Source organism: Arthrobacter sp. (genome assembly GCF_031179985.1).
In the GTDB taxonomy this organism is placed as follows: domain Bacteria; phylum Actinomycetota; class Actinomycetes; order Actinomycetales; family Micrococcaceae; genus Arthrobacter.
In genome coordinates this window covers 1-12,759 of record NZ_JAPSHJ010000068.1, presented here as the reverse complement: position 1 = coordinate 12,759, position 12,759 = coordinate 1, and the positions used below count along the sequence as shown (strand labels likewise).

General features: G+C 63.0%; 11 protein-coding genes and 2 pseudogenes. 6 read left to right on the top strand and 7 right to left on the bottom strand.

The window, feature by feature from the left end; genetic code table 11:
- Positions 1–260: 260 nt before the first annotated feature.
- Positions 261–1,085, top strand: a complete 825-nt coding sequence (locus RIN13_RS18890; RefSeq protein WP_309108851.1) for an alpha/beta hydrolase — start codon at positions 261–263, stop codon at positions 1,083–1,085.
- A 76-nt stretch (positions 1,086–1,161) separates the two neighbouring features.
- The gene (locus RIN13_RS18885; protein WP_309108850.1) at positions 1,162–1,464 is read left to right on the top strand and encodes a hypothetical protein; all 303 of its coding nucleotides are present in this window, start codon (positions 1,162–1,164) and stop codon (positions 1,462–1,464) included.
- 272 nt (positions 1,465–1,736) lie between these two features.
- On the opposite strand, the gene RIN13_RS18880 is transcribed toward RIN13_RS18885, so the two are convergent.
- Both RIN13_RS18880 and RIN13_RS18875 read right to left on the bottom strand, forming a co-directional pair.
- Positions 1,737–2,582 carry an aldo/keto reductase gene (locus tag RIN13_RS18880; protein ID WP_309108853.1) on the bottom strand — a complete coding sequence of 282 codons (846 nt, stop codon included), beginning with the start codon at positions 2,580–2,582 and terminating at the stop codon, positions 1,737–1,739.
- Positions 2,583–2,735: 153 nt separating this feature from the next.
- A complete protein-coding gene (locus RIN13_RS18875) occupies positions 2,736–2,951 on the bottom strand; it encodes a hypothetical protein (protein ID WP_309108849.1) in 216 nt (71 codons plus the stop codon).
- 307 nt (positions 2,952–3,258) lie between these two features.
- Between RIN13_RS18875 and RIN13_RS18870 the strand changes: the two genes are divergently transcribed.
- On the top strand, positions 3,259–4,164 hold the full coding sequence (locus RIN13_RS18870; RefSeq protein ID WP_309108848.1) for a helix-turn-helix transcriptional regulator: 906 nt from the start codon (positions 3,259–3,261) through the stop codon (positions 4,162–4,164).
- Between the two features lie 468 nt (positions 4,165–4,632).
- A complete protein-coding gene (locus RIN13_RS18865; protein ID WP_309108847.1) occupies positions 4,633–5,520 on the top strand; it encodes an NAD(P)-dependent oxidoreductase in 888 nt (295 codons plus the stop codon).
- Positions 5,521–6,498: 978 nt separating this feature from the next.
- On the opposite strand, the gene RIN13_RS18860 is transcribed toward RIN13_RS18865, so the two are convergent.
- Positions 6,499–6,726, bottom strand: a complete 228-nt coding sequence (locus RIN13_RS18860) for a hypothetical protein (protein WP_309108846.1) — start codon at positions 6,724–6,726, stop codon at positions 6,499–6,501.
- Between the two features lie 100 nt (positions 6,727–6,826).
- Between RIN13_RS18860 and RIN13_RS18855 the strand changes: the two are divergent.
- Positions 6,827–7,030, top strand: a pseudogene (locus RIN13_RS18855) (aldo/keto reductase); the annotation flags it as partial.
- A 375-nt stretch (positions 7,031–7,405) separates the two neighbouring features.
- On the opposite strand, the gene mgrA reads toward RIN13_RS18855, so the two are convergent.
- From mgrA to xylA, 4 genes are all read right to left on the bottom strand, one after another.
- Positions 7,406–8,452 carry an L-glyceraldehyde 3-phosphate reductase gene (gene mgrA / locus RIN13_RS18845; RefSeq protein ID WP_309108845.1) on the bottom strand — a complete coding sequence of 349 codons (1,047 nt, stop codon included), beginning with the start codon at positions 8,450–8,452 and terminating at the stop codon, positions 7,406–7,408.
- A gap of 148 nt (positions 8,453–8,600) precedes the next feature.
- Positions 8,601–9,704 carry a Gfo/Idh/MocA family oxidoreductase gene (locus RIN13_RS18840; protein WP_309108844.1) on the bottom strand — a complete coding sequence of 368 codons (1,104 nt, stop codon included), beginning with the start codon at positions 9,702–9,704 and terminating at the stop codon, positions 8,601–8,603.
- On the bottom strand, positions 9,679–11,193 hold the full coding sequence (xylB, locus tag RIN13_RS18835) for a xylulokinase (protein ID WP_309108843.1): 1,515 nt from the start codon (positions 11,191–11,193) through the stop codon (positions 9,679–9,681). Before xylB ends, RIN13_RS18840 begins: the two co-directional genes overlap by 26 nt.
- A 4-nt stretch (positions 11,194–11,197) precedes the next feature.
- Positions 11,198–12,388 carry a xylose isomerase gene (xylA, locus tag RIN13_RS18830; RefSeq protein WP_309108852.1) on the bottom strand — a complete coding sequence of 397 codons (1,191 nt, stop codon included), beginning with the start codon at positions 12,386–12,388 and terminating at the stop codon, positions 11,198–11,200.
- A 186-nt stretch (positions 12,389–12,574) separates the two neighbouring features.
- Here xylA and RIN13_RS18825 point away from each other — a divergent pair.
- A pseudogene (locus RIN13_RS18825) lies at positions 12,575–12,759 on the top strand (hypothetical protein); the annotation flags it as partial.

Sequence of the window (12,759 nt, the reverse complement as noted above, 5' to 3'; positions counted from 1 at the left end):
CCTGTTATCGGCGTTCTACATGGGGTTGCTAATTACAGTCAGGCATTCTCCAAATGCTTATTCAATGTGGGACGCCAGAGACGACCCGTCATCGCTCTGATCGCGATCATGGTCCCTGTCACAGGAGTCGCGTAAGCCGCATCGCATGTGATGGGATAAACCGAAATCACTAAGGTCATAGTGGGAGGATCCCTAGGATTCTCTATGTCCCGTGGATAGTCTGGGACAAGACGCCACCATACGCGAGGGTCAGTGAGAACGTGCTCGAAGCAGTTGCTGCGGTAATCGGCCGGAACAACGTCACCGTATCCGGCCGGAATGATGGGCCTGTGATGATGTTCGCCCACGGTTTTGGCTGCGATCAGGCTATGTGGCGGAAGCTGCTGCCCTATTTTGTTGATGATTACCGGCTGGTGCTTTTCGATCATGTTGGTGCAGGACACTCCGACGTCAGCGCCTATGATTGGGAGAAGTACGGGTCCCTGGACGGGTACGCGTCGGACCTGCTGGAGATTTGCACCGCTCTTGAACTTGAGGACGTCATCCTGGTGGGACACAGTGTCAGCACGATGATCGCCGTGATCGCCGCAGTGCAGGACCCGAACCCTTTCTCCCACCTTGTCCTGCTTGCTCCTTCACCCCGTCATACGGATGACCCGTACGACGGCTACGTGGGTGGGTTTTCGCGGGAAGACATCGAGGGCCTGCTGGCATCTCTGGACAGCAACTATTTCGCCTGGGCTGCGGCCTTGGCGCCCATGGTTATGGGCAACCCGCAGGAGCCGGAATTAGCGGAGGACCTGCGTGTCAGCTTCTGCCGGACCAATCCGTCCATCGCACGGCACTTCGCCGGGGTGACTTTCTTCTCCGACACCCGCCCTGAACTGAGAAAGTTACGTACCAGCTGCCTCATTCTGCAGTGTTCCGACGATCGGCTTGCCCCGCCGGAAGTGGGCGCCTACCTGCACAAGAACCTGGAACACAGTACCCTGGTGCAGCTTCAGGCCACCGGGCACTGCCCCCACGTCAGCGCTCCCAAGGAAACGGCCCAGGCGATTCTGCGCTACCTCGACACCCGCTCGTGAGCTGCACGCCGCGACACGGGTTCCGCGATATGTACCCGAGCATCTCCGCGGTGTTCATGGCCGCCCATATGAGGCCATGTACGTGTGGATGGTCTTCGGCGCCTTGCCCCTGGCCATCATCGACTTCACCCAGTGCCATCAGACGGTAACCGAGCCTGTCCAGCGGTACGTGACCTGTGACCTTCCGAATATGCAGGTCCAGCATGGTCTGGTACGTCTTGGTGGTTCCGCTCGGTGGGCGGATCAGCAGGTCGATGTGCTCCTGAACGACTTCAACAACGGTCGGTATGCGCTTCTCGTTGGAGAGGTTGGCATGCTGCGTGATCGCAGAGGATTGTCCGTTGGTATCAAAGAGGCGCAGGGGCCTGAGGCTTGTTAGATGGAAACAAACATCAAGCACATGACAAAGGCACCTGCTGGGCCAGCGAGAGTGCCGACGTGCATCTACGGCAGTGCCAGTGTGAGATGGCACCGAGGCGATTTGGAGACTCACTCTCGGCCGGTACAGAACTATAGACCAGCCTGTCTCCTCTAGGCTGGCCACTCCCGCAATCAGGCAACAAGCCGCTACGCGGCATAACTGGCTTGACCGTGAAGCCGATTGCAGGCGGGGCGGTAATGTTTTCCGGCTCCCGATTACCTGCCAACTGGCTACATTTGGCTGAACGCGGCGATGGCTGGATCCGCGCCGGCACGGGCGCCTGACTCCAGAGCCGTTATTTCGGCCACTTCATCCGGGGTGAGCGTGAGATTCACGGCTCCCAGGTTTTCCCGCATGCGGGTGGAATCAGCCGATTTCGGAATGACGATTGTGCCTTGCGCGAGGTGCCAGCCCAGCACTATCTGGGCCGGGCTGGCCCCGTACCTACCCGCCAATGACTTCACTGTGGCCGCGCTGAGGTCCGCGCCCTGGCCCAGGGGGCTGTACGCCTCCACCGCGATGCCCAGGGAGCGGCTCTTCGCCGAGAGTTCCTGCTGCTGGAATGTGGGGTGGATTTCGATCTGGTTGACAGCCGGGATAACGTCCGACGCCGCGAGGAGCGTGTCCAGGTGGTCCGTCAGGAAGTTGGAGACGCCAATGGCCCGGATCTGGCTGTTCGCGTAGAGCTTTTCCATGTCCTTCCATGCCTTGGTGAAGAGTCCTTGGGACGGCACAGGCCAGTGGATCAGGTACAGGTCCACGTAGTCGACCCTTAAGGCTTTGCGGCTGTTATGGAACGCCTCGTTTGCGTTGCCCTGCTCGCCGTTACGCAGCTTGGTGGTGATGAAGATTTCGTCCCGGGGGATCCCCGATGCGGCAATTGCGGCCCCGACGCCGGCCTCGTTCCGGTACGCGGCGGCCGTGTCAATGTGGCGGTAGCCCGCTTCCAGTGCATCCTCGACAATGCGCTGGGTTTCTTCCGGCGGGACTTGGAACACGCCGAATCCGAGTTGCGGGATCTGGATGCCATTGTTGAGGGTCACAGTGGGAACAGTGGTTTCTTGTGTCTGGGACATCATCACATCTTCCATTGGGTTGGTTTGGTCTAGTAGGACTGGAAGGGAAAGTTTACGGAGCGGCTTGCGTGCAGCTAAGCGGCTAAGCCAAAGAGGTTTCGACGGCTGAACGGTCGCTCAAATCCGAGGTCGCCAGCGACGGCAGCGGGACACTCACGGTCGGGCCTCAGCCTCGACCGGCGGGGCCGGCTCAATGGCCCACGCAGCGCGGTGTAAAACGCTCGCCAGCCAGCCCCGCAGACGATCCCGTCGTCTCGGTACAGGAAGGGTACGGCGCGCCCCTGCAAAAGGTGTATCCCTGGAGACGCCGCCGTTGTCGTGCTTCATTGAATTGATGACTGTGAAGGCCATCACTAGCGAATTATCCATAATCATCTTCTCGTCGTTCACGGTGCTTCGAACCAGTAAGCACTATCAGCCCCACCCGTCCTGAGCACCGGTAATTGAAGGGGCGATTTCCAGCTTGATTCGAACACTTCTGCCGTGGTTGCGCTGGTCTTCATAAAGCGCGCCTGCGGCAGCCAGGTGCCAGAAGTGCTTGTCGTGCGGTATGCAGACGAGCCTACGCATGTGACGACGTGATAGCAGCAGATTTTCCTCTCCCTGCGATTCCTAGGACTGGGAATCCTACCTTCCCGGTAGAAACTCAAGGGATCGGCACGGCAGAATGGAGCGCATGGGTCAGAGCGCCGAGTTTGGAAAATTCCTGAAGGCCATGAGGTCTCGGCTGACGCCGGAGAACGTAGGGCTCGCCTCGAGTTCCGCTGGCCGCCGGGTCCCCGGTCTGCGGCGCGAGGAGATCGCTAGGCTGGCTGACGTCAGCACCGACTACTACACGCGGCTGGAGCAAGGCCGCAACATCCACCCGTCCCGCGCCGTGCTGGATTCGGTGGCCCGGGCCCTGCGACTGGACCCGGGCGAACAGGCTCACATGCTCGACCTGCTGGAGAACTGTGCGAACACCCCGCGTCCACCGGTTCCGGTGCAGGGCGTGCGGCCTGCGCTGCGCCAACTCCTGGACGCCGTCGGTAATGTGCCCGCTCTGGTTCTGGGCCGCCGCAGTGATGTGCTGGCCGGTAACAACCTGGCCTTTCTCCTGCTTGCCGACTTCCCTGCCATGCCGGCGGCGGAGAGGAACCTGACGCGGTGGATCATCCTCGATCCGCTCGCACGCGACCTTTTCCGGGACTGGCCGTCCGTAGCATCGGAAGCGGTTGGATCCCTTCGCATGGATATTGGTCGGCATCCGAACGACGCCCAGGCCAACCAGCTCGTCGGCGAACTCGCGGTGCGCAGCGAGCAATTCCGCCAGTGGTGGGCCGGGCACAGGGTGGCTAGGGGGTCCGCGGAACGTGTCCGGTTCCGCCACCCAGTCGTCGGAGACCTGGAACTGAATTCTGAAGACCTCATACTGCCTGATGATCCGGATCAGGTGCTTCGCATGTATACAGCGAAACCAGGCTCACCATCTGCCGACTCACTCAAGCTGCTCGGCAGCTTCGGGGCAGCAGAAGCCACGGTCACGGAAACTTCGCGATCACCGGAAAACAGCAACGCATCCGGCCCCGCCAATACCACCTGACCTCGACCACCAACCATCGGCAGCACCCAGCCCCAGCGCGATTCTGCTGCTCACTTCCCCTAATAACCGGGAAGCCCCACCTCCGCGCAGGCGGTCGCTGCTAGGGGCCTGCGGGGCCGAACTGGCGGCCAGTTGGGTGACGGGCCCTTGCCCTCAGCGCCTCCCTCCAACGGCGGTGGGGATCCGCCGGACAGTCAACCCTTGGCCCTTGGGGGTAGCCACCATCGGTGGAACAGGTCACTTTTGTAGTTGGCGGGATCCTGGTAACGGCAGTGGGAACGTTCTAGGTCCTCCTGATCCAGAACGCGCTTATCCTCCTAGACATCTGCCTACTGCCAGCAAGCATTCAGCGCAGCACTTATCCTCGGAGCAGGCGCTCTGAACATTTGGGGCAGAAAACGAGATAGACCAGGCAACAACAAACAGCGCATCGATTGGCGCGTGCATAAGGAACAAGGAGCAACATTCGTGAAGGTAGTAATCACCGGAGCCCGCGGTAAAGTCGGCCGAGCTGCGACCCAGGCGCTTCTGGATGCAGGCCACGATGTTCTCGCAGTGGATCTCAGTCGCCCCGGGTTCGAGCGTCGCGAAGAAGGAACGGCGAGCTACCAAATGGCCGACCTCACAGATGCCGGCCAGGCATACGCCGTAGTGCAGGGCGCAGACGCCGTTGTGCACGCCGCCGCTATTCCGGAACCCACCGGGCACCCCGCCCAGGTCGTGTTCCAAACAAACCTCATGGCCACATTCAACATCCTTGAGGCCTCGATCAGGTTTGGCGTTAAGCGTTTCGTTAACATCTCAAGCGAGACCGTTCCCGGCTTCTTCTTCCCGGAACGCGACTTCCTGCCCGACTACGCTCCCGTTGACGAAGAACACCCCATCCGCCCCCAGGATCCCTACGCACTCTCAAAGCACTTTGGCGAGCAACTAATGGACGCCGCAGTCCGGCGCTCGGACATCCGCTGCATCTCGCTGCGCCCAAGCTGGGTTCAGTATGAAGGCAACTACGAGCAAAACCTCGGCCCCCAGGTTCGCGATGCCTCAGTCCTCAGCCCCAACCTCTGGAGCTACATCGACGTCTACGACCTTGCTGACTCAATTGTGCTGGCAACAGCGTCTGAGCTACCCGGACACGAGGTTTTCTACATCGCCGCCCCGGATAACGTCGGTGGACGGAACTTCGGCGAAATCCTGAACACCTACTACGGCGACAAGATCGAGCTGCGGCCCACAGCACGCCCCGATGCATCGGGAATCTCCAGCGCGAAGGCCCAGCGCATGCTCAGATGGACCCCGAAGCGGTCGTGGCGCGACTACCTCGACGTCAACGGCAAGGCCCGTCCCCACGCCTGATAGCAGCAGGGCCCGATGCAGCGGGAGGAGCGGGTCTGTCAGATTAACGGTGAATCTCGTCCGGCTTGTAGTTATTGATTCTGCCCCTTCCCTATGGCGCGAAGCCGAAAACAGTGGAACCCTCACCGATAAGGCGATCGTGCTCGCCATCCAGGCAGCACATCGCCGTCACGTACGAACTGTCATCGAGCAGCGCCCGCCGCCGCGTCGTCGAAGGACATGGACTTCCTACGCGCAATGGCAAAGACGACCAACACTCAACTGCAGCAGACAGAGGACGACGGATAGGAGCAAGAAACAACCTCGTCGCCAACTACCACGCACGGCTCCTGGCAGCGAACCTCATCGAGCTGGGCGTGCGGAGTGTGCCTGCCTTCGAAGTTCCAGCCTTACAAGGGAGCGTCTGAATATCGGTGGATCCAGGGTTGGCCTGACAAGCCGGGCGGTGCCTGGCGGGCAGGACCGATCATGAGCGACACCATGGATTCCATGGCGACTGACATCGATCAGCAAGAGTTAGCGCAGCTGCTCCTGGCCCAGGCCAAGGAAAGGGAATCGACCTCGTCGGCCCGGGCGGGTTGCTGAACCGCCTGACGAAGAACGTCCTGGAGACCGCGCTGGATGAGGAAATGGATGACCACCTCGGCTACGGAAAACACGACCTCTCCGGCCGCGGCAGCGGGACTCCCGCAACGGCACCCGCACCAAGACCATCGTGACCGAGATCGGGCCGGTGGAGACCGACGTCGCCCGCAGATCGTCAAGAAACGGCAGTGGCGGCTGACAGGCGTCGGCGAGATCGCGCTATCACTCAGCACGAAGGGCATCACCACAGGGGAGATTGCGCGCACTTCGGCGGGGTGTTCGGCGCCAGGGTCTCCAAGGACGTGATAATCGCGCCTGATTGACGCTGAGGGTGCACTTCGGGCCACTGAAGGCCGCTTCGCGGTCCTCACTTCCTGGCACCACTGCAGTGGTTTAGAACTGCGTAAAGGCGGCTGTGGCCGGGTCCGCGCCAACCCGGGGGCCTTTTCCAGTGCGTTGACGCAGCGGGACCTCGCCGCCACGAGCCGGTCCCGCGGGATCGCCGTCGAGGCATGCAGTCCCCTGGGCCAAGGCGCGGACCTGGACTCCGGCACCGTGACCCTTGCCGTCAAGCACGGGGTCACGCCCGCCCATGTACTCCGACGGCGTGATACGTGCCATCGGGGTGTCCAACTTCCTGGAACCCCCACCTCAACACCCTTCACGCCTCTTCAGACCTCGTCCCGGCCGCCAACCAGATCGAAATCCACCCCACCTTCCAGGCTACCGCCACATTGACACAGCTGCCTCCTACCGCAATGAGACAGGCGTGAGCGCAGCGATCGCCGCGTCCGGGATTCCTCGAGAGGAGATCTTCGTCACGACCAAGCTCCGAAACGGCGAGCAGGGGCTGGCTTACGAGGCCTTTCAGAACAGCAGAAACGCATTGGGCCTGGATTACGTGGATCTGTACCTTGCTTGGCCACATCAAGTATGGGCGCTCTGCCGTACCCGTCCCGGTTGCCCCGGCACCGGCGCGCCCGGTCATCCCGTACTGCTCCAACCGACGAAGGAACTGACAACGTCCCAAACGCAAGAAACGACGATCCCCACGCTCACCCTGAACAACGGCGCTAAGGTCCCGCAGCTCGGTTTCGGCGTCTTCCAGGTCCCCGAGGAGGACACCCAGCGCGTCGTTGAGGACGCGCTGGAAACCGGCCGCCGCCCCGAAGTTTTCGCGCATGCGGTCAGGCGAGGAGGTTTTGGGGATGGCGATGTTGCCGGGGTGAAGGTACCACGCGAGCACAATCTGACTTACGCCCAGCTTTAGCCGAGTCCTGCTCGGGACGCGTGCGTGGGTCTAGGCTTGGAGCGCGCCGGCCCAGAGGTTGATGTCGGATTCGATCGCGAATTCGTCGATCTTCTGAAGTTCTTCGTTCGTGAATTCCGGGCCGGAGACTGCCGCGAGGTTATCTTCGAGCTGCTGGACGCTGCTGGCACCGATCAGTGCGGAAGTGACGGGTATCCCCTTGTTCTGCGGGCGCAGCACCCACGCTATGGCCATTTGGGCCAGTGTCTGCCCGCGCTGGCCGGCGATCTCGTTCAGGCCTCGGATCCGTGCCAGGTTTTCCTCAGAGAGATGGCTGTCGGCCAGTGACTTGCCTGCCGCTGCCCGGGAGCCTTCCGGGACACCGTCCAGATAGCGTGTGGTGAGCAGTCCCTGGGCGAGCGGTGAGAAGGCGATAGCGCCCGCCCCGACGTGTTCGAGGGCCTGGTACAGGTTGGGGTCCCCGTGTTCAGTCCACCGGTTGAGCATGGAGTAAGAGGGCTGGTGAATCAGCAGGGGCGTGCCAAGATCTGCGAGGATTTCCGCGGCCTGGATGGTCTTTTCGGGTGAGTAGGAGGAAATCCCGGCGTACAGTGCCCGGCCAGAACGGACCGCCGTGTCGAGGGCGCCCATGGTTTCCTCCAGCGGCGTGTCCGGGTCGGGGCGGTGACTGTAGAAGATATCCACATACTCCAGACCCATGCGTTCCAACGACTGGTCCAGGCTGGCCAGCAGGTACTTCCGGGATCCCCACTCTCCGTAGGGACCCGGCCACATGCCGTATCCGGCTTTGCTGGAGATGACGAGTTCGTCCCGGTGCGGTTTAAAGTCATCCGCCAGGTGCCGGCCAAAATTCGTTTCCGCACTGCCACTCGGCGGGCCGTAGTTGTTGGCGAGATCGAAGTGCGTGACGCCGAGGTCGAAAGCGCGGCGAAGGATGGCCCGCTGCGTCTCGAACGGCTTGTCGTCGCCGAAGTTGTGCCAGAGACCCAGCGAAACGGCGGGTAGTTTCAACCCGCTGCGCCCGACCCTGCGGTAGGGCATGGAATCGTAACGGTCCTGTTCGGGAGTGTAGATCACAGGTTTGCTCTCCTTGGTTTCGTTTTGATCTTGCTGTTCGTGTTCGTCGACTCGCCCGTGTGGGGCCGCCTCGGTTCCTCTAGACACTGGAGCCAAATCGGGAGGGAGATCCGCAGAGATGCCGACGGCGTGGTCTGGCCGCTGTCCCTTAGTCGGCGGGGTACCGGATGCCGGTTTGGCGGCGGGCCTCATCCAGCAGGGACATGGTGATCAGCGTTTCAGCCAAGGGCATGGTGGGGCTCTCGGTCCGGCCTTGCTGGATGCAGCGGAGCACCTCGCGCAGCTGGTAGGTGTAGCCGCGGCCGGCAGGAGTGAATTTCTCCACGCGGGACTCACCAGAACCGGTGGTGATGGTCAGTTCCGTCGGATTGAACAAGGGCGCATTGCACCGCAGCATTCCTTTGGTTCCTGACACCGTGGCTGTCTGTGTGGAGACCGTGGTCAGGGACGTCATCAGCTGGGCCTGCGCCCCCGAGGCGTACAGGAGCGTCATGGAGGTCTCAGCATCAACACCGTCCTGGGTCCTGTGAGAGGTGGCCGTGAGGGAATGGGGCTGGCCAAACACAGCCAGCGCCCACGTCAGCAGGTACACCCCCACGTCCATCAGCGCACCACCGCCCTCCTCGCGCTTCCACAGCCGGGCTTCGGGATGGTACGGCGCCGGAAAGCCCAGGTCCGCCTGCATCCACCTGATCTCGCCGAGCTCACCCGAAGCGATGATCTGCGCCGCCCGCTGGACGCTCGGGAGGAACCTGGACCACACAGCCTCCATGAGGAACAGGCCTCTCTCCTGTGCCAGCCTGACCAGCGAGACCGCTTCCCGCGCGTTGATGGTCATGGGTTTCTCGCAGAGTACATGCTTGCCCGCCTCGAGCGCCGCCTTGGCCACGGCGAAATGGCTGGCGTGCGGAGTGGCGATGTAAACCACGTCTACGTCCTGGTCCTGAAGCAGGCGTACATAGCCGGGGACCCCGGCGTCATCACCGTACGCCCGGCAGAAGCCATGCCGGGCAGCAAAGTCGTCCGCACTGCCCTGGGCCCGGGAACTGACAGCCTGCAGGACAGCGTCGGGCTGCAGTGCCAGATCCCCGACAACTATGGACGCGATCCTTCCCGTGGAAACAACGCCCCAGCGCACCGGCTCGCCGGAAGCCCGGAGCGGGTCCGGGTGGCTGGTGCCACGCAGCGGCGTTCCGGGATGGAACGCGGCTCTGACAAGCACAGGCTCAGTTGCCGGAGTCAATGCAACCACTCGCGCTCCTGTAGTTCCGGCTGATGAGCGGCTGGTAGTCCGGCTCCGGTGTGCCGTCCATTGCCATCGGCCATTCCGGGCGCTTGCCGGTGACGGCCCAGGCTGCCTGGACGGCCGCGCCCCGGGCGACGTACTCGCCCGGGCTGGGGATCACCACGGGAAGCTCGAAGACCTGCGCTGCAATCTTTTGCACGGCCGGGTTCTGCACTGCCCCGCCGATCAGCAGCAGGCGCCGGGCCGGTACTTCCAGGTTCCGCAGCGCATCCGTGCCGCCGGACAGTCCGCACAGCATGCCTTCGACAGCTGCCCGGGCGATGTTGCTGCGTGTCGCGGATGCGATGCTGAGCCCGTGCAGGCTGGCCTTCGCGTCCGGCAGGTTGGGGGTGCGTTCACCCTCGAAATAGGGCAGCAGCACCACTCCCCCGGCGCCGGGCTCGGCGTCCAGCGCCAGACGGGCCAGGCCGTCGAAATCGACGTCCAGGATGTTGGCGATGGAACTCAGGACCCGGGCTGCGTTCAGGGTCACCGCGATGGGAAGGTAGCCGCCGGCCGCGTCGGCGAACCCGGCAACGGTGCCGGTGACGTCCGTGCAGGGATCGGCCGTGACGGCAAACACCGTGCCGCTGGTTCCCACGGACACCACGACATCTCCGGGGCTGATGCCCAGGCCCAGCGCGGCTCCGGCGTTGTCGCCGGCTCCGGCGCCGAGGACGATTCCACCGTTTGCGGAACCGGCCCCCGGGCCCGGCGCGCCCTTGCCGTCGGCGGGGAAGCCCGCGGGATGAACCCGGCCCGCCGTGGCACCGGGGTCAAGGACCCGGGGTAGGACGACGGCGCCGCCCGGCCCCGCAGAATCCCCGGCTTCCCGGGCTTCCCGTCCGAAGGCCAGCTTGAACAGTTCCAGGTCATAGGCGCCCGATGCCGGGCTCCAGTAGCCGGTGCCACTGGCATCGGACCGGTCGGTGCTCAGCTGCTCAAGGTCCGGACCCAGGGGACTGGACCCGGAAGGACCGAAGCCCCGCAGGCGCCAGGTCAGCCAGTCGTGCGGTAACGCGACGGCGGCCACCTTGGCCGCGATTTCCGGTTCCTGGTCCCTGACCCACCTGACCTTGGTGGAGGTGAAGGAAGCCACGGGCACCAGGCCGGTCCGCCGGGCATACTCCTTCGCGCCCACCTCGGCAGTCAGATCAGCGGCCGCCCCGGCGGACCTGGTGTCGTTCCACAACAGCGCCGGGCGCAGAACATTACCCTCGCGGTCCAGCAGCACCATTCCGTGCTGCTGGCCCGCTACAGAGACGCCGCTGACATCGCCCAGCCCGCCGGCGTCGTCAATTGCCTCGGCTAAGGCCCGCCACCAATGGTCCGGATGGACCTCTGTACCGTCCGGGTGGCTCGCGCGGCCCTCCCGAACCAGGGCGCCGGTGTCCGCGTCCAGCACCACCACCTTGCAGCTTTGGGTCGAGGAATCGACCCCGGCAACCAGTGTCATGGGATCAGCGGGCGCCGAGCAGGTGCTCGATGAAGAGCTGCTGGAGCTTTACGAAGCCGAAGCCCTTGCCGCCGAAGTAGGCGTCGGTGTCAAACTCCTCGTAGGCGGACTTGTCCGCAAGGAGCTGCTCGTAGCCCTCGCCCGGGTTGAGGGTGGGCTGGTTGATCTCCGATACACGCGATGCCTCTAGGGCGGCCTGCACCTCGGGGTCGGCACGGAAGGCCTTGGCGCGCTCCTTCAGCAGGAGATAGGTCTGCATGTTCGCCGCAGCCGAGTCCCATACCCCGTTGATGTCCTCCGTACGGCTGGGCTTGTAGTCGAAGTGGCGCGGACCGTCATAGGCCGGGCCGCCGTTCGGGCCCCCGTTTTCCAACAGGTCCACCAAGGAGAACGCGTTCTGCAGGTCGCCGTGGCCGAACACCAGGTCCTGGTCGAACTTGATGCTGCGCTGGCCGTTGAGGTCGATGTGGAAGAGCTTGCCTTGGTAGAGGGCCTGGGCGATGCCGTGGGTGAAGTTAAGACCGGCCATCTGCTCGTGGCCTGTTTCGGGGTTGATGCCGACGAGCTCCGGACGCTCCAGCGTTTCGATGAAAGCAAGCGCGTGGCCAAGAGTCGGCAGGAGAATATCGCCGCGCGGTTCGTTGGGCTTCGGCTCGATGGCGAAGCGGATGCTATACCCCTTGTCGGTGACATAGTCGCCGAGCAGGTTCACGGCTTCCCGGTAGCGCTCCAGGGCGCCGCGGATGTCCTTGGCGGCGTCGTACTCGCTGCCTTCACGCCCGCCCCACATGACGAACGTTTCAGCCCCGAGCTCGGCTGCGAGGTCGATGTTTTCCAGGACCTTACGCAGGGCAAACCGGCGAACGCCGCGGTCGTTGCTGGTGAAGCCGCCGTCTTTGAACACAGGGTGGCTGAACAGGTTGGTGGTGACCATCGGGACAACCATCCCAGTGGATTTCAGGGCACCTGTGAGACGGTCTATTTCCCGCTGCCGGTCTGCCGCCGAGCAGCCGAAGGGGAACAAGTCATTGTCATGGAAGGTGATGCCGTAGGCGCCCAAGTCACTGAGCCGGTTGACTGCCTCGACGGTATCCAGCGGGGGGCGGGTCGCCCCTCCGAACTGGTCCTGGGCCTCCCAGCCCACGGTCCAAAGACCAAAGGAAAACTTATCTTCACGGGTGGGCTGGATCGCCATTGAGATGCTCCGGGGATAGAGGGTTGGGCTTGAGGTCAGGAACGCCGCTACAGCGTACACTGAATATGTTTCGTTATCCAACATATTGCTTTTATTATTGTGATGTCAAGCACCAACGGATCCCGCGTTCTTCGAAAAGACGCTGGTAGGCCACGTCGTCCATGGTTCCTTTTCGCTTCGGCTGTTATGTTTGATACCACACCAAACCGTGCCGCGAAGGCCGATGCGAAGGACGACAGCCACATGGATCAGCTCGTGACCGGACGTAACTGGGCCGGCAATTACGCCTACCACGCTCCCCTGATCGCCCGCCCAGCCAGCAGGCAGGAGCTGCAGGAGCTGGTTGCCGGTGCAGACCGTGTAAAGGCACT